The sequence below is a fragment of the Klebsiella sp. MS 92-3 genome, assembly GCF_000195655.1.
Lineage (GTDB): Bacteria > Pseudomonadota > Gammaproteobacteria > Enterobacterales > Enterobacteriaceae > Klebsiella > Klebsiella pneumoniae.
This window is the reverse complement of sequence record NZ_GL882822.1, coordinates 17,733-18,416: the sequence shown is the minus strand read 5'-3', so window position 1 is coordinate 18,416 and position 684 is coordinate 17,733. Positions and strand designations below refer to the sequence as shown.

The window sequence follows — 684 nt, the reverse complement described above, 5'->3', positions numbered from 1 at the left end:
CCCCCCCCCCCCCCCGCCCCCCCCCCCGCCGGCGGCGCCGGTTCGTCGATCGTCGCCCCGGCGGCGCTGAAGGTAAACTGTTGACGATAAAGATAATAACCATCCTTGATTTGCCAGCTCAGGTTGACGTCATGCTGTTGCTGCTGAAAGTCAAAGGCGAAAGCTTGATCAGCAGGCACGAAGTTCGAGCGCCCCGGCGCGTCGAATAACCCGGCGGTGGCTGATGTGCTGCACAGCAGCAGGATCAGCGTAATGATGCGGTAAGCCATGAGAGGTAATCGTTGTCTCCATGCGTGACGGGTAGAACCAGCAGTTCTGGGGTTTGATACGGGTGGTGTGACTTCAGGCAGTCCAGCAGCGCCTGCTGATGGGCAAGGTCAGTTTTGAGTAGCATCTGCACTTCATACTCCTGCTCGAGTTTCCCTTCCCAGTAATACAGAGAGGTAGCCCCCGGCAGTAGCGTGGCGCAGGCTGCCACCTTTTCCGCCAGCGCTTTTGCCGCCAGATCCTGGGCGGTCGCTTCGTCCGGCGCGGTACAGAGCACAACAACAGCATCAGGCGTAGTCATCATGAACCTCGTATCAGCGAAAAGAGGCACTATAACACGCAAGATGCGGGGATATTAGCGTAACGAGCGGGGAAAGTGAGGGCAACGGAAGGGGGGGGGGGGGGGGGGGGGGGGGG

Annotated in this window: 2 protein-coding genes; both read right to left on the bottom strand. The window is 60.1% G+C overall.

What is annotated here, in order from left to right; all coding sequences use genetic code 11:
• Nucleotides 1-269: protein-disulfide reductase DsbD domain-containing protein (locus HMPREF9538_RS10805; protein ID WP_009485426.1), on the bottom strand; the 269-nt coding region annotated here is incomplete at its 3' end.
• Nucleotides 245-568, bottom strand: a complete 324-nt coding sequence (cutA, locus tag HMPREF9538_RS10810) for a divalent cation tolerance protein CutA (protein ID WP_002885422.1) — start codon at nt 566-568, stop codon at nt 245-247. The genes HMPREF9538_RS10805 and cutA, both read right to left, overlap by 25 nt.
• Nucleotides 569-684: the final 116 nt, after the last annotated feature.